The sequence below is a fragment of the Micromonospora sp. NPDC048868 genome (assembly GCF_043198195.1).
Lineage (GTDB): Bacteria > Actinomycetota > Actinomycetes > Mycobacteriales > Micromonosporaceae > Micromonospora > Micromonospora reichwaldensis.
The window spans coordinates 442,793-457,960 of record NZ_JBICUN010000002.1 but is presented as its reverse complement, the minus strand read 5'-3'; the positions used below and the strand labels follow the sequence as shown (position 1 = coordinate 457,960).

Here is a 15,168-nt window from a genome sequence, read left to right as displayed (position 1 = left end):
GGTCTGGACATGTCTGAGGTTCTGGTCGTCGTCGAAGCCACCCGGGAATTCGGCGTCAAGAAGGTCACCCTGGAGATGCTCACCCTCGCCCGCGAGCTGGGCACCCCGAGCGCGGTCGTGCTCGGCGGCCCCGGCGCCGCCGAGGCGCTGAGCGCCAAGCTGGGCGAGTACGGCGCGGAGAAGATCTACGCGGCCGAGAGCGAGGAGATCGACGGCTACCTGGTGGCTCCCAAGGCGACCGTGGTGGCCGAGCTGGTCTCGCGGGTGCAGCCGGCCGCCGTGCTGCTCGCCTCCTCCCAGGAGGGCAAGGAGATCGCCGCCCGGCTGGCCGTCAAGCTGGACAACGGCATCCTGACGGACGTGGTCGGCCTGGCGGCCGACGGCACCGCCACCCAGGTGGCCTTCGCCGGCTCCACCATCGTCAAGTCCAGGGTCACCCGCGGCCTGCCGCTGGTGACCCTCCGGCCCAACTCGGTCAACCCGACCCCGGCGGCGGCCAGCCCGGCCGTCGAGCAGCTCACCGTCGCGGTCACCGACACCGACAAGCTGGCCAAGGTCGTCGACCGGGTCGCCGAGCAGAAGGGCTCCCGCCCGGAGCTCACCGAGGCCGGCGTGGTCGTCTCCGGCGGTCGTGGCGTCGGCAACGCCGACAACTTCAAGCTGGTCGAGGAGCTGGCCGACCTGCTCGGCGGCGCCGTGGGCGCGTCCCGCGCGGCCGTCGACTCCGGCTACTACCCGCACCAGTTCCAGGTGGGACAGACCGGCAAGACGGTCTCCCCGCAGCTCTACGTCGCTCTCGGCATCTCCGGTGCCATCCAGCACCGGGCCGGCATGCAGACCTCGAAGACCATCGTCGCGGTCAACAAGGACGGCGAGGCGCCGATCTTCGAGCTGGCCGACTTCGGCGTGGTGGGCGACCTGTTCAAGATCGTCCCGCAGGCCGCGGACGAGATCCGCAAGCGCAAGTGAGCTGACGCCCGTCCGGCGCGGGCCGGGAACCGCGACGCGGTTCCCGGCCCGCGTCTTTCCGCGGGCGGCACCGGTGAAACGACCGGCGGGTCCCACGCCGGCCTGCGACCATGGAGACGCTCTCCCCGGGGTGCCCCCAGCGCGGCCGTCCCCGTGCCGAACAGGAGTGTGCCGATGCCGGCCAGGACGCCCGACGGCGATCACCACGCGCTCGCCGTGCACGAGGTCGTGCTGCTGCTCGGCACCGACACCGAGCACGGGCTGACCGACGAGGAGGCGGCGGCGCGGCTTGAGCGGTACGGGCCCAACGTGCTGCCCAGCGCGGCCGAGGGCGGGGCGCTGCGTCGGCTGCTGCGGCAGTTCCACAACCCGCTGATCTACGTGCTGGTCGCCGCCGGCGTGGTCACCCTGCTGCTCGCCGAGTACGTCGACTCGGCGGTGATCTTCGGGGTGGTGCTCGTCAACGCCGTCGTCGGTTTCCTCCAGGAGTCCCGCGCGGAGGCGGCCCTCGACGCGTTGCGGGCGATGGTGCGTACGCAGGCCCGGGTGCTGCGCGCCGGCCGGCAGCGCCACGTGCCGTCCGACGACGTGGTCCCCGGGGACGTGGTGCTCGTGGAGGCGGGGGAGAAGGTCCCCGCCGACCTGCGGCTCGTCCGCGCCGCCGAGCTGCGCGCCGACGAGTCGGCGCTGACCGGCGAGTCGCTGCCCGTACGCAAGGACGAGCTGGTGGTGCCGGCCGACGCGCCGGTGGCCGACCGCCGCAACCTGCTGCACTCCGGCACCCTGCTCACCGGCGGTACGGCGGTCGGCGTCGCGGTGGCCACCGGGGCGGAGACGGAACTGGGCCGCATCCACCGGCTGGTCGGCGGCGCGCAGGTGCTGGACACGCCGCTGACGGTGAAGCTCGCCCGGTTCAGCCGGCTGCTCACCGTGGCGATCCTGCTCCTCGCGGCGGTGACCTTCGGCATCGGCCTGGTGCGGGGGCAGGACGCCGGGGAGACGTTCACCGCCGCCGTGGCGCTCGCCGTGGGCGCGATCCCGGAGGGGCTGCCCGCCGCCGTGACGATCACCCTGGCGATCGGCGTGTCCCGGATGGCCCGCCGCCGGGCGGTGATCCGGCGGCTGCCGGCGGTGGAGACGCTGGGCAGCACCACGGTGATCTGCACCGACAAGACCGGCACCCTCACCGAGAACCAGATGACCGTCCAGGTGCTCTGGACGCCGCAGGGCCGCTACGACGTCGGCGGGACCGGCTACGTCCCGACCGGCGAGATCCGGGACCCGGCGGGCGGCCCGGCCCCGACCGGGGAGGGCCCGCTGCGCTGGTCGCTGCTGGCCGGCGTGGGCTGCAACGACGCCCGCCTCGACGAGCAGGACGGCCGCTGGGCCGTGCTCGGCGACCCCACCGAGGGCGCGATGCTCGTGGCCGGCGCCAAGGTGGGGCTGAACGCGCACGAGGTCGCCGCCGAGCTGCCCCGGGTGGCCGCCGTCCCGTTCACCTCGGAGCGGCAGTTCATGGCGACCCTGCACGAGCGTCCCGAGGGCGGGCGGGTGGTGCTCGTCAAGGGGGCGGTGGAGCGGGTGGTCGAGTGGTCCGGGGCGGCCCTGCGCCCCGACGGCTCGACGGGACCGCTCGACGCCCCGGCCGTGCTGGCCGCCGCCCACGAGCTGGCCGGCGAGGGCCTGCGGGTGCTCGCCACCGCGATGCGGCCGGTCGGCCCGGCGGACGGGCTCGTGGAGGAGGAACTGGCCGGCACGCTGGTCTTCACCGGGCTGCACGCGATGCTCGACCCGCCCCGGGCCGCCGCGGCGGCGGCCGTCACGTCCTGCCACCGCGCCGGGATCGACGTGAAGATGATCACCGGGGACCACCTCGCCACCGCCAGCGCCATCGCGCGCCGGATCGGGCTGCTGCGTACCGAGCCCGGCCCGGGCGACGTGCTGACCGGCGCCGACCTGGCGGCGCTGCCCGCCGCCGAACTGCCCGAGGCGGTGCGTGGGGCGTCGGTGTTCGCCCGGGTCTCGCCCGAGCAGAAGCTGCGGCTGGTGGAGGCGTTGCAGGCCGACGGCCAGGTGGTCGCGATGACCGGCGACGGGGTCAACGACGCCCCCGCGCTGCGCGCGGCCAACATCGGGGTGGCGATGGGCCGCAGCGGCACCGAGGTGGCCAAGGAGGCCGCCGACGTCGTGCTCACCGACGACGACTTCGCGACCATCGAGGCGGCCGTCTCGGAGGGGCGCGGCGTCTTCGCCAACCTGACGAAGTTCATCACCTGGACGCTGCCCACCAACGCGGCGGAGGGCCTGGTCATCCTCGTCGCGATCGTGCTCGGCTCGGCGCTGCCGATCCTGCCGAGCCAGATCCTCTGGATCAACATGACCACGGCGGTGTTCCTCGGCCTGACGCTCGCCTTCGAGCCGAAGGAGCCCGGGATCATGGACCGGCCGCCCCGCGATCCCGGCCAGCCCCTGCTGACCGTCGCGCTGGTGGTCCGCGTGCTGCTGGTCTCCGCGCTGCTGGTGGTGGGCGCCTGGTGGCTGTTCGAGTGGGAGCGCTCCGGCGGGGCCGACCTGGCGCAGGCGCGGACCGCGGCGGTGAACCTCTTCGTCACCGTGATGGCGTTCTACCTGTTCAGCTGCCGTTCCCTGACCCGCTCGCCGTGGCGCCTGGGCCTGTTCCGCAACCGCTGGCTGATCGCCGGGGTGCTCGTGCAGGCCCTCGGCCAGCTCGCCCTGACCTACCTGCCGGTGATGAACGACCTGTTCCGTACGGCGCCCATCGACGGGCAGACGTGGCTGCGGATCCTCGGCATCGCCGTCGTGGCCTCGGCCGTCGTCGCGCTCGACAAGCGGTTCGGCCGGTTCGGCCGCCGCCTCGGCTGATCTTCGCTCCGGCTGCCGAGCGGGCCGGGTGCGGGTCCGGCCGCCGCCCTGCGGAGGCGGCGGCTGAGGCCGCGATGGGAGCTGATCGGCGGGCCGGGGAGCTGAGCCGGCCCGCCGATCAGCCCGTCAGGGTGCCCCTCAACAGGCTCTTGCCGGAGTGGGCGGTGTTGTTGTCGTACGCCTCGGCGGAGACGTCGACAACCGAGTATGCCTCAAGGTCCACGTTCGGTGGCAGCGGCAGCAGTTCGTCCGTCGCGTCGCCGAGCACACCGACCGAGAACATCTGCATGTTCCGTGGGTTGATGAGCCACACCTCGTAGTACCCCGGGACGTCCGGGAGATTCGCCAGGTGCAGGTGCAGTCGGCCGTTGTCGAACACCCGGGCCTCGCCGTTGGCGTCCGGCGGCGTCCCGCCGTACGCCTTCAGGGGCGCGCTGGCCAGCACCACCTGCGGTGGGGCGGGCTCCGGCACCGGTCCGGTCCGGTCGATCGCGACGAGGGTGCCGACGACGCCGAGCACCGCGGCGGCCGTCGCGGTCGCGGCCGTCGCGGCCCAGCGCGACCACCGGCCCCGCCGGCGGGCCGGGGTGAGGACCACGCCGCCCGCCCCGCCGGCGTCGCCCGGCCGCTCGGTCGGGGGGCGCTCGTCGGCGGACCGCTCGGCGCGGGGCCCGGACAGCGTCGGCAGGGCCTCCGCCGCGCGGATCTCCGCGACGATGCCCTGCCAGACGTGCTCCGGCGGATCGGGCAGGTCGTGCAGGCCCTGGGCGCCGGCGCCGAGGCCGGCCACGTGCTGGAGGGTCTCCATCTCGGTCCGGCAGTGCGCGCAGGTGTCGAGGTGGGTGTTCTCTCCGGCGTCCGCCTCGGTCTCACCGAGCGCCAGGAAGACCAGCCGGTCGTGGTCCAGGTGCGGCACCGTCCACCTCCCATCTGCGTTTCAAGCTCGCCATGCCGCGCCGGATGTGACTCTTGACCGTGCCGAGCGGCACCCCGGTCACCGTCGCGATCTGCTGGTGGGTCAGGTCGTCGAAGAACGCCAACTCCAGCATCCGCCGCTGGTCGTCGGGCAGCCGGGCCAGCTCGTCGGCGACCACCAGCCGGTCGACCACCGTGTCCGGATCCGGGCCGGTCGGCGCCGACTCCGGCAGCTGCCGGACCGTCTCGACCACCCGGGTCTCCCGCGCGGAGGCCCGCAGCCGGTCGACCACCTTGCGGCGGCCGATGCCGAGCAGCCAGCCGACCAGCGAGCCCTTGGCCGGGTCGAAGGTGTCCCGCCCCAGCCAGGCGGCGACGAAGGTGGTCTGGGTCACGTCCTCCGCGTCGCTGCGGTTGGCCAACGTGCTGGTGGCCAGGTGCAGGACCGCCCGGCCGTACCGGTCGTACGCCTCCCGCAGTGCCCGTTCGTCGCCCGCGCGGAAGCGGGCGGCGAGGTCGTCCTCGGGTGGGTACGGCTCCTGCCGTGCCGCTGTCACAGGGCGGCTCGCCTTCCAGGGGGCATGCCCGACTGTAGCTCCCACAGCCATCGCCCCCACCTCCGGTCGGTCTGGTCTCAGCAGCTCTTCGCTCCGCGGGCGGCTCTCGGATGCGGCTGCGCCGGACGAAAAGAAGTTGCCTCCGGTCGCATCCGGCGGCGGTGGACCGGGCGTAACTCGTTTTGCACACCAGGCCTGACGAACCAGCACCAATCACCAGGAGGCAGACATGCAGCTCTCGTACTTCCGTCGGGTCGCCGCGGGCGGCGCGGTCGCCGCGCTGACGTTCGCCGGAGCCGGCGCCCTCACCGCCACCCCCGCGTACGCCGCCACGTCCAAGGTCTCCGTCGTGCACGGCATCCCGGACACCCCGGTCGACGTGTACGTCAACGGCGAGAAGACGCTTGACAACTTCAAGCCCGGCGACGTGGCCGGCCCGCTGAACCTCGAGGAGGGCGCGTACGACATCGCCCTCACCAAGCCCGGCGAGCCGATCGCCCAGGCCATCCTCAGCGTCGACGACGCCGCGGTGCCGGGCGGGGCGAACATCAGCATCGCCGCCCACCTCGACGCCGCCGGCAAGCCGAAGATCACGCCGTTCGTCAACGACACCGGCAAGGTCGCCGCCGGCAAGGCCCGGCTGATCGTCCGGCACACCGCCGCCGCCCCGGCGGTGGACGTGCGCGCCGGCGGCACCCCCGTCTTCGAGGACCTCACCAACCCGAACGAGGCCAAGGGCGACGTCGACGCGGGCGCCGTCAAGGCGGACGTGGTGCTCGCCGGCACCGACACCGTGGCGATCGGGCCGGCGGACCTCGACCTCAAGGAGGGCACCGCGACGATCGTGTACGCCATCGGCTCGGCCGAGGCGAAGAACCTCGACGTCGTGGCGCAGACCATCACCGGCCTGCACTCGGCCCCGGCCGGGGTGCCCAGCGGCGACGGCGGCCGGGCCGGCACCGGCGTGGACACCTGGTGGTACGTGCTGACCGGCGCCGGCGTGCTGCTCCTGGTCGGCGGCGGGGCGCGGGTCGCCACCGCCCGGACCGGTCGCCGGTGACGGTGCGCCACCGCGGGGCGCTGGCGGCCGTGGCCGCCGGCGTCGCCGCGCTCACCGTCGCGACCGTGGTCGCCTGCGGCTCCCGGCCGGCCGGGGACGTCGGCGCCACCGAGGCCGCCGACCTGGCCGGCGCCGCCGCGAGCCCGCCAGCCGCCGGCCCGTCGGTGCCGGTGACCCGGGGCGGGCTGCCCGGCGGTACGCGGACCGTCCCGCCCGTACGGCTGGTCATCCCGGCCATCGACGTCACCGCCACGGTCGACGCGGTGGGCGTCAACGGCGCGACCGGCGAGTTCGAGGTGCCGCCCAGCGTGGACCGGATCGGCTGGTACCGCCACGGCCCCGGGCTGGAGGCGCAGGCCGGGTCGGTGGTCGTCGCCGGGCACGTGGACAGCGCCACCCAGGGTGAGGGCGCCTTCTTCCGGCTCCGCGAGCTGGATCGCGGCGACACCCTCACCGCCACCGGCGGCGACGGCGTCCGCAGGGAGTACCGGGTCGTCGCCCGGGAGGAGTACCGGAAGACGAAGATCCCCCTCGACCGCTACTTCGCCCGGGACGGCAAGCCCCGGCTGACCCTGATCACCTGCGGCGGGCCGTTCGACGCCGAGGCACGCCGGTACCGCGACAACATCGTGGTCACCGCCGTGCCGGCCTGACCGGATCCCCGGTTCCACGCGGGCGCGGGCCGGGACGGGAAGCGCACGCCTCCCGCCCCGGCCCCGCACGGCGTACTCCGGCCTCCGCCGGGTCCGGCTGCGGTCGTAGGCTGAACCGTGATGGCTTACCTGGATCACGCGGCGACCACTCCGATGCTCGACGAGGCACTGGAGGCGTACGTCGCCACCGCCCGCGAGGTCGGCAACGCGTCCTCACTGCACGCGGCGGGCCGCCGTGCCCGGCGACGGGTGGAGGAGTCGCGGGAGCGGGTGGCCGCCGCGCTGGGCGCCCGGCCCTCCGAGGTCGTCTTCACCGGCGGCGGGACCGAGAGCGACAACCTCGCGGTGAAGGGCATCTTCTGGGCCCGCCGGTCCGCCGACCCCCGGCGGGACCGGGTGGTCTCCAGCGCCGTCGAGCACCACGCCGTGCTCGACGTGGTGGACTGGCTCGTCGACCACGAGGGGGCCGGCGTGGGCTGGCTCTCCGTCGACGCCGCCGGCCGGCTCAGCACCGACGAGCTGCGCGCCGAGCTGGCCGCCCACGGCGACCGGGTCGCCGTGGTGACCGCGATGTGGGCCAACAACGAGGTCGGCACCGTGCAGCCGGTCGCCGAGTTGGCCGCGGTCGCCGCCGAGCACGGGGTGCCGTTCCACACCGACGCGATCCAGGCGGTCGGGCAGGTGCCTGTCGACTTCTCCGCCGCCGGGGTCGCCGCGCTTACCGTCACCGGGCACAAGCTCGGCGGTCCCGCCGGGGTCGGCGCCCTGCTGCTCGCCCGCGACGTGTCGGCCACCCCGCTGCTGCACGGCGGCGGCCAGGAGCGCGACGTGCGCTCCGGCACCCTCGACACCGCCGGCATCGTGGCCTTCGCGGTCGCGGTGGAGGCGGCGGTCAAGGGCCAGCAGGAGTACGCGGCCCGCGTCGCCGCGCTCCGCGACGACCTGGTGGAGCGGGTCCGGCACGCGGTGCCCGAGGTCGTCTTCAACGGCGACCCGAACGACCGGCTGCCGGGCAACGCGCACTTCTCCTTCCCCGGCTGCGAGGGCGACGCCCTGCTGCTCCTGCTGGACGCGCAGGGCATCGCCTGCTCGACCGGCTCCGCCTGCTCCGCCGGGGTGGCCCAGCCCTCACACGTGCTGCTCGCCATGGGCGCCGACGACGACCGGGCCCGCTCCTCGCTGCGCTTCACCCTCGGCCACACCAGCACCTCCGCCGACGTTGACGCCCTCATCGCCGCCCTCCCGGCCGCCGTCGAGCGCGCCCGCCGCGCCGCCGCCCTCCGCACCCCCCGCTGACCCCCTCCCCTCCCCTCCCACCCCGCCTCGCGCCCGCCCCACCCGTGGGCCGATCATGCAGTTGTGGCGCCCGAACCATGACCTTTCGCGGCATCCGCCCACCGCCACACCTCCATGATCGACGGGGTGGCGGAGGGCGGGGTGGGTGGGTGGGGGTTGGGCGGGGATAGGGTCGGTGGGGTGAAGGGAGTGAGCCGGTGAGGGTGTTGGCGGCGATGTCGGGCGGGGTCGACTCGGCGGTCGCGGCGGCGCGGGCCGTCGAGGCGGGGCACGACGTGACCGGCGTGCACCTGGCGCTGGCCCGCAACCCGCAGACCTATCGCACGGGCGCGCGCGGCTGCTGCACCCTGGAGGACTCCCGGGACGCCCGGCGGGCCGCCGACGTCATCGGCATCCCGTTCTACGTCTGGGACATGGCCGACCGCTTCCACGCCGACGTGGTGGACGACTTCGTCGCCGAGTACGCGGCCGGCCGTACGCCCAATCCCTGCCTGCGCTGCAACGAGAAGATCAAGTTCGCGGCGGTGCTGGACCGGGCCGTGGCCCTGGGCTTCGACGCCGTGGTCACCGGCCACCATGCCCGGCTCGGCGCGGACGGCCTGCTGCGTCGCAGCGTCGACCTGCCCAAGGACCAGTCGTACGTGCTGGCGGTGCTCACCCGCGATCAGCTGGACCGGTCGATCTTCCCGCTCGGGGACTCGACGAAGGCGCAGGTCCGCGAGGAGGCCGCGCGGCGGGGGCTGGCGGTGGCCGACAAGCCGGACTCGCACGACATCTGCTTCATCGCCGACGGGGACACCCGCGGCTTCCTCGCCCAGCGGCTCGGCGAGGCGCCCGGCGAGGTGGTGGACGCCGCCACCGGCGCGGTGGTCGGCAGCCACACCGGCGCGTACGCGTACACGGTCGGGCAGCGGCGCGGCCTGCACCTGGACCGCCCGGCGCCGGACGGCCGGCCCCGCTACGTGCTCTCCATCACGCCGAAGACCAACACCGTGACCGTGGGCCCGGCCGAGGCGCTGGAGGTCTCCCGGGTGCGCGCCGAGCGTCCGGTGTGGACGGGCGCCCCGCGCCCCGACGCGCCGCTGGAGTGCGAGGTGCAGCTGCGGGCGCACGGGGACGTGGTGCCGGCGACGGTCGAGCTGACCGCCGACGGGCTACGCGCCGAGCTGCGCCGCCCCGTCCGTGGCGTCGCCGCCGGCCAGGCCGTGGTGGCGTACCGGCCGGACCCGGCCGGCGACGTCGTGCTCGGCTCCGCCACCATCGCCGGCTGACCCGGGACCGGGAGCGCGCCTCCGGCGCGGGCGTCGGCAGGTCGCCCCCGTCCGGTCCCGGTCGGCCGGGCGGTGGGCGTCCGCGTACCGGATAGTCTTCGGCCGTGACAGATCAGGTGTGGCCCTGGCCGGCCGGCGCGGCGACCGGCATCGGTTCGCTTCCCGGCACCGACATCGCCGAGGCGCAGCGGATCGTCCTCGGTGAGCTTCCCGCCCTGCCCCACCTGCCGGAGCTGCCGGGCCGGGGCCCCGGCGCCGACCTCATCGGCCGGACCGCCGGCCTGCTGGTCGAGCTGCCGGTGGAGCTGTACGCCGCCCGCTGGCGGATCGCGCCGCGCCCGGGACGGGACCTCCGCCGCGCCCGCGACCTGATGGAACGCGACCTGGACCAGCTCGCGGAGCAGGCCGAGGAGTACGCGGGGCCGGTCAAGATCCAGGTCGGCGGCCCGTTGACCCTGGCCGCGTCCCTGGAGCTGCCGATCGGCGGCCGGATGCTGCGCGACCCCGGCGCGGTCCGCGACCTCACCAACTCGCTCGCCGAGGGGCTGCGCGGGCACGTGGCGGCGGTCGCCCGCCGGCTGCCGCGCGCCACCGTGCTGCTCCAGCTCGACGAGCCGTCGCTGCCGACGGTGCTCGCCGGGCGGGTGCCCACCGAGAGCGGGCTCGGCGCGTACCGGGCCGTGGATCCGAGCGTCGCCGCGTCGCTGCTGCGTACGGTCGTCGAGGCGGCCGGGGTGCCGACGGTGGTGCACTGCTGTGCGCCGGACGTGCCGCTGGAGCTGATCCGCTCGACCGGAGCCGTGGGCGTGGCCCTCGACCTCGGCCTGGTCACCGACCTGGATCCGCTGGGCGAGGCGATCGACGCGGGGCTCGGGCTGCTGGCCGGCGCCGTGCCCACCGGACCGTCGGCCGCCGGTCGCGCGCCGACCTCGGCGCAGGTCGCCGATCGCGTACGCCAGCTCTGGGACCGCCTCGGGTTCCCCCGCCGCCAGCTCGCCGAGCAGGTCGTGGTGACCCCGGCCTGCGGCCTCGCCAACGCCACCGGGCAGTACGCGCGCGCGGTGCTCGCCGCCTGCCGGGACGCGGGTCGGCGGCTCGCCGAGGACTGACGTTTGCCAGAAGGCACCCGACCTGCGCCCGCCAGCGTGGCCCGACCCGGAGCGCCCCCAGCAGTTCCACCTGGACGTGCAGGTGGCGGACGTGGAGGCGGCCGAGAAGCGGGTGCTGGAGCTCGGCGCGCGGCGGCTGCCCAGCGAGGGAGACGACTTCCGGGTCTACGCCGACCCGGCCGGTCACCCCTTCTGCCTGGTCTTCTCCGACTGACCCGGACCCGTCACGCTCCGGGCGGTCCCGCACGCCCTCGCGGCCGGGTGGCGGGTGCCGGCGACGGCGCCGAGTGGTGCGGGTTGCGGGCGGGCGGCATGATCGCGGGAATGATCGACACCTCGCTCCGGCGGGCCGCCGGCTCCCTCTTCGGCCTCGCCTACGGTGACGCGCTGGGCAAGCCGACCGAGTTCCTGACCGTCGCCGAGATCGTTCGCCGCTACGGGCCGGCCGGCCCGCGCGACCTCGCCGGCGATCCGGCGCTGGTGACCGACGACACGCAGATGGCGCTGGCGGTCGGCTGGGCGCTGCACGACGCGCCGGCGCCGACCCCGGAGGCGGTCGAGCCGCTGCTGCGGAGGCGTTTCCTCGACTGGGCGGCCAGCCCGGAGAACAACCGGGCGCCGGGCATGACCTGCCTGCGGGCCTGCGCCGAACTGGAGCGCGGGGTGCGCTGGCAGGAGGCGACGGTGGCCGGCTCGAAGGGCTGCGGGGCCAACATGCGGGTCACCCCGGTCGGCCTGGTCGACGTCGACCTCGACACCCTCGCCGGGCTCGCCCAGCTCCAGGCGGGGCTGACCCACGGCCACCCGACCGGCCTCGCGGCCAGCGAGCTGACCGCGTACGCGGTGCGGCTGCTGCGCGACGGCGCGGCGCTGGCGGAGCTGCCCCGGCTGCTCGTCGACCGGGCCCGCGACCAGCGGCGGGTCTACCGCGCCGACTGGCTCGGCGACCTGTGGCAGCGCCCCGGCGTGGACGCGCCGGAGGACTTCATCGCCCGGGGCTGGGACGAGTGCCTCGCGGTCCTCGACCGCCTCGACGCCGCGCTCGCCGGCCCGGACGACGGCGGCGACCCGTGCCGGCACACCGGCGAGGGCTGGATCGCCGAGGAGGCGCTGGCCACGGCCCTGTTCTGCGCCATCCGGCACGCCGACGACCCGGTGGCGGCGCTGGCCCGGGGCGCCACCACCGCCGGCGACTCCGACTCGATCGCCGCGCTGGCCGGCGCCTTCGTCGGCACCGCGCTGGGCATGGCGGCCTGGCCCGCCCCGTGGGCCGCCCGCATCGAGTACGCCGACCAGCTCACCACCCTGGCCCGCGCCTGGGACTGACCCGCGCAGCTTCCCGGGCTGGCTGGCGGGCGGCGCGGTCGGCCCGGGATAGCGGGCCGTCACCGTCGCCGGCGGCCACGCTCCAACGCGGGTCAGGCGCCCGGCAGGGTCGCTCCGGCGCGGTCAGGCACCCGGCACGGTCGCCCGTTCGGCGCGGTTCAGGCGCCCGGCAGGTGGGGGAGGCGGCGGATGCGACGCCACAGGGCGGGGTCGCAGTCGCCGGCACGGCGGGAGAAGTCGGCGAGCGGGACGTGCGCCGGCTCGGCCAGGTCGACGAAGCTGTCGTGGTCGGCGTCGGGGTCCCACTCGCGGGTGGGGATGCGGACGTGGTCGTCGCGGGCGCTCTTGTCCTGACTGGTGATCTTCAGGACGTCGGCGCCCCCGTCGTCGGTCCGCAGCACCAGGCAGGGCCGCACCTTCGAGCCGGTGCCGTCGGCGTACGGCACGTCGGCCCACCAGATCTCGCCGGGACGCGGCGCCCCGGCGGGGGACCGCTCGGCGGTACGCGGTCGGGGCGGCGCGGTGGACCGGCCGGGACCGCCCGACGGCCTCCGGCGGCCGGGCCGGGTGCCCGGTCGACGGGGCGGACGCGGAGCGGCGTCACGGCCGCCCCGCCGCCGGTCGTTCCACGCCCAGCCGGCGGCCACGGCCAGCACGATCACCGCCGCCCAGAGCAGCCATTCCGGCATCCGTACCCCCGCCTGGTCAGTGGGCGCGGCGCGGACGCCGCGGGTTCGACGGCGGAGCGGATCGGACCCCTGCGGCCCCGCCGTCCGGCGATCCTCGCACGGCGGGGGCCCCCGCGCCGGTCGGGCGCGACGGGCGGCCGGCGGATTGTCCCACCGGACCGATACGGTGCCGAGGTAGCGGAATCACGGGAGGTCGCACGGTGTCCGAGGAAACCATCGCCCAGCAGGTCACTCCGGCACAGGAGGCGGCCGCCGGCGCTGAACCGACCCCCGACGCCCGGGAACGGCACGCCACGCTCAGCCAGGAGCTGACGGAGCACCAGTACCGCTACTACGTGCTGGACGCGCCGACCATCCCCGACGCCGAGTTCGACCGGCAGCTGCGGGAGCTGGAGGCGCTGGAGGAGCAGTTCCCGGCGCTGCGCACCCCCGAGTCGCCGACGCAGCGGGTCGGTGGCACCTTCTCCACCGACTTCACTCCCGTCGCCCACGCCGAGCGGATGCTCTCGCTCGACAACGCCTTCGCCGACGAGGAGCTGGCGGCCTGGGCCGAGCGGGTCGAGCGCGACGCGGGCGGGTCGGTTCCCTATCTGTGCGAGCTGAAGGTCGACGGGCTCGCCATCAACCTGACCTACGAGCGCGGGCGGCTGGTCCGGGCGGCGACCCGGGGCGACGGCCGCACCGGCGAGGACGTCACCGCCAACGTGCGCAGCATCCGCGACGTGCCGGGCCAGCTCGCCACGTCGGCCGAGTTCGGCGACGTGCCCGAGTTCGTCGAGGTCCGGGGCGAGATCTACTTCCCGGTGGCGGCCTTCGCCGACCTCAACGCCGGGCTGGTCGAGCAGGGCAAGCCGCCGTTCGCCAACCCGCGCAACGCCGCCGCCGGCAGCCTGCGCCAGAAGGACCCGCGGGTCACCGCCTCCCGGCCGCTGCGCCTGGTGGTGCACGGCATCGGCGCCCGCCGCGGCTTCCAGCCGGTCACGCAGTCCGAGTCCTACGCGGCGTTGAAGGCGTGGGGGCTGCCGACCAGTGACCGCTGGCGGGTGGTGCCCGACCTGGCCGGAGTCGCGGAATACATCGCCCACTACGCGGAGCACCGGCACGACGTCGAGCACGAGATCGACGGCGTGGTGGTCAAGGTCGACCCGGTCTCCATCCAGGGTCGGCTCGGCTCGACCAGCCGGGCGCCACGCTGGGCGATCGCCTTCAAATATCCGCCGGAGGAGGTGAACACGAAGCTGCTCGACATCGACGTCGAGGTCGGACGCACCGGCCGGGTCACGCCGCGCGCCGTCCTCCAGCCGGTCAAGGTGGCCGGCTCCACCGTCGCCTACGCCACCCTGCACAACGCCCGGGAGGTCGAACGCAAGGGCGTCCTGATCGGCGACACCGTGGTGCTGCGCAAGGCCGGCGACGTGATCCCCGAGGTGCTCGGCCCGGTGGTCGACCTGCGTCCCGCCGACGCCCGGCCGTTCGTCATGCCCACCACCTGCCCGGCCTGCGGCACGCCGCTCGCGCCGGCGAAGGAGGCGGACGTCGACATCCGCTGCCCCAACTCGCGCACCTGTCCCGGTCAGCTGCGCGAGCGGGTCTACCACCTCGCCGGCCGCAAGGTGTTCGACATCGAGGCGCTCGGCCACAAGGGCGCGGCGGCGCTGCTCGACGCCCAGGTCATCACCGACGAGGGCGACCTGTTCTCGTTGGACGAGAAGCAGCTGTCCCGCTCGCCCTTCTTCGTCAACAAGGACGGCACGCTCGGCAGCAACGCCGTCAAGCTGCTCGACAACCTGGCCGTGGCCAGGGAACGCGACCTGTGGCGGGTGCTTGTGGGCCTGTCCATCCGGCACGTCGGCCCCACCGCCGCGCAGGCGCTCGCCCGGCACTTCCGCTCCATCGAGGCGATCGACCGGGCCGGCGAGGAGGAGCTCTCCTCGGTCGACGGCGTCGGGCCGACGATCGCGGCGAGCATCCGGGAGTGGTTTGCCGTCGACTGGCACCGCGAGGTGGTCCGCAAGTGGCGCGAGGCCGGCGTACGGATGGCGGAGGAGGCGGTCGACGAGGGGCCGCGTCCCCTGGAGGGGCTCACCGTCGTGGTGACCGGCACGTTGCCCGGGTTCAGCCGCGACCAGGCGTCCGAGGCGATCCAGAGCCGGGGCGGCAAGGTCAGCGGGTCCGTCTCCAAGAAGACCTCCTTCGTCGTGGTGGGCGAGAATCCCGGCTCGAAGGCCGACAAGGCGGCCAGCCTGAAGGTGCCGGTCCTGGACGAGGACGGCTTCCGGGTGCTGCTCGACGCCGGCCCGGAGGCCGCCCGGGAGGTCGCCCGCACCGAGGAGTGACGACCAGGCGGAGGCGGCCACCGACCCGGCGGGGCAGGCCGGACGGGGGCCGACTGACCGGGCTGCGACGCGGGGGCGCCCGGTCGAGATACCAACTTAATTAC

Annotated in this window: 12 protein-coding genes and 1 pseudogene; 10 read left to right on the top strand and 3 right to left on the bottom strand. The window is 75.2% G+C overall.

Going from position 1 to position 15,168, the window contains the following annotated elements:
- Positions 1-9 precede the first annotated feature (9 nt).
- Complete coding sequence (locus ACGFNF_RS04940; RefSeq protein ID WP_357578116.1) at positions 10-969, top strand: electron transfer flavoprotein subunit alpha/FixB family protein; 960 nt, start codon at positions 10-12, stop codon at positions 967-969.
- A gap of 174 nt (positions 970-1,143) precedes the next feature.
- On the top strand, positions 1,144-3,852 hold the full coding sequence (locus ACGFNF_RS04935; protein WP_357580968.1) for an HAD-IC family P-type ATPase: 2,709 nt from the start codon (positions 1,144-1,146) through the stop codon (positions 3,850-3,852).
- Between the two features lie 118 nt (positions 3,853-3,970).
- On the opposite strand, the gene ACGFNF_RS04930 is transcribed toward ACGFNF_RS04935, so the two are convergent.
- Together ACGFNF_RS04930 and ACGFNF_RS04925 are read right to left on the bottom strand one after the other, a co-directional pair.
- On the bottom strand, positions 3,971-4,768 hold the full coding sequence (locus ACGFNF_RS04930) for an anti-sigma factor (protein WP_393165805.1): 798 nt from the start codon (positions 4,766-4,768) through the stop codon (positions 3,971-3,973).
- A complete protein-coding gene (locus tag ACGFNF_RS04925; protein WP_132232488.1) occupies positions 4,722-5,324 on the bottom strand; it encodes a sigma-70 family RNA polymerase sigma factor in 603 nt (200 codons plus the stop codon). Before ACGFNF_RS04925 ends, ACGFNF_RS04930 begins: the two co-directional genes overlap by 47 nt.
- Positions 5,325-5,553: 229 nt before the next feature.
- Here ACGFNF_RS04925 and ACGFNF_RS04920 point away from each other — a divergent pair, with 229 nt between their 5' ends.
- The 7 genes and pseudogenes from ACGFNF_RS04920 to ACGFNF_RS04890 all read left to right on the top strand — a co-directional run bounded on the left by ACGFNF_RS04920 (position 5,554) and on the right by ACGFNF_RS04890 (position 12,039).
- Positions 5,554-6,384 (top strand): DUF4397 domain-containing protein, encoded by an 831-nt coding sequence (locus ACGFNF_RS04920; protein WP_357580966.1) that lies wholly within the window; start codon positions 5,554-5,556, stop codon positions 6,382-6,384.
- Positions 6,381-7,037: a class F sortase gene (locus ACGFNF_RS04915; RefSeq protein ID WP_393165803.1), complete on the top strand. Its 657-nt coding sequence runs from the start codon at positions 6,381-6,383 to the stop codon at positions 7,035-7,037. Before ACGFNF_RS04920 ends, ACGFNF_RS04915 begins: the two co-directional genes overlap by 4 nt.
- A 120-nt stretch (positions 7,038-7,157) precedes the next feature.
- Positions 7,158-8,333, top strand: a complete 1,176-nt coding sequence (locus ACGFNF_RS04910) for a cysteine desulfurase family protein (protein WP_393165801.1) — start codon at positions 7,158-7,160, stop codon at positions 8,331-8,333.
- Positions 8,334-8,530: 197 nt separating this feature from the next.
- Positions 8,531-9,604, top strand: coding sequence for a tRNA 2-thiouridine(34) synthase MnmA (mnmA, locus tag ACGFNF_RS04905; RefSeq protein ID WP_393165799.1), 1,074 nt, complete (start codon positions 8,531-8,533; stop codon positions 9,602-9,604).
- A 104-nt stretch (positions 9,605-9,708) separates the two neighbouring features.
- A complete protein-coding gene (locus ACGFNF_RS04900; protein WP_393165796.1) occupies positions 9,709-10,713 on the top strand; it encodes a methionine synthase in 1,005 nt (334 codons plus the stop codon).
- Positions 10,714-10,729: 16 nt separating this feature from the next.
- A pseudogene (locus ACGFNF_RS04895) lies at positions 10,730-10,927 on the top strand (VOC family protein); the annotation flags it as partial.
- Positions 10,928-11,037: 110 nt separating this feature from the next.
- The gene (locus ACGFNF_RS04890; protein ID WP_393165794.1) at positions 11,038-12,039 is read left to right on the top strand and encodes an ADP-ribosylglycohydrolase family protein; all 1,002 of its coding nucleotides are present in this window, start codon (positions 11,038-11,040) and stop codon (positions 12,037-12,039) included.
- A gap of 158 nt (positions 12,040-12,197) precedes the next feature.
- Here ACGFNF_RS04890 and ACGFNF_RS04885 read toward each other — a convergent pair whose 3' ends face one another.
- Positions 12,198-12,728, bottom strand: coding sequence for a type II toxin-antitoxin system PemK/MazF family toxin (locus ACGFNF_RS04885; protein ID WP_393165792.1), 531 nt, complete (start codon positions 12,726-12,728; stop codon positions 12,198-12,200).
- 200 nt (positions 12,729-12,928) lie between these two features.
- Here ACGFNF_RS04885 and ligA point away from each other — a divergent pair, with 200 nt between their 5' ends.
- Entirely contained in the window at positions 12,929-15,064 is a 2,136-nt protein-coding gene (gene ligA, locus ACGFNF_RS04880) for an NAD-dependent DNA ligase LigA (protein ID WP_357580271.1), read from the top strand.
- The last annotated feature ends 104 nt before the right edge of the window (positions 15,065-15,168 follow it).